1 protein-coding gene is annotated in these 324 nt (G+C 52.5%); it reads right to left on the bottom strand.

Going from position 1 to position 324, the window contains the following annotated elements; all coding sequences use genetic code 11:
- Positions 1-142: 142 nt before the first annotated feature.
- Positions 143-324, bottom strand: a 182-nt coding sequence (locus KDM89_RS21090; RefSeq protein WP_212689773.1) for a helix-turn-helix domain-containing protein, incomplete at its 5' end; no start/stop codon positions are given.

Below are 324 nucleotides of genomic sequence, written 5' to 3'. Positions count from 1 at the left end.
GGTTGTGTTCAGTCAGTGTTACAGTTTTTTTCTGCATTCCACTTTTTATGTGATGTTACAACGACAAACGCTTTACGTCAGTCGGCTTGTGGGCGCAACACAACGATATTGGGAGCGCGGTGAAAGCACGCTCTGAGCGAGGTCAGACAGTCACATTCGTGCGGAATTGCTGGCGGTAAGTGGATGGTGATATCTGTAGTTCCCGCGCGAAGTAACGCCGCATCATCAGCGCCGAGCCAAAGCCGCTTTGCAGCGCAATCTGTTCTATGCTTAGCTCACTGCTCTCCAATGCCCGCTGCGCATGGTTCAGGCGCTGATGCAGCA

Origin of the sequence: Cognatundibacterium luofuense, from assembly GCF_018139685.1 — a bacterium.
GTDB lineage: Bacteria > Pseudomonadota > Gammaproteobacteria > Burkholderiales > Burkholderiaceae_D > Undibacterium > Undibacterium luofuense.
This window is presented reverse-complemented; position numbering and strand designations above follow the sequence as displayed.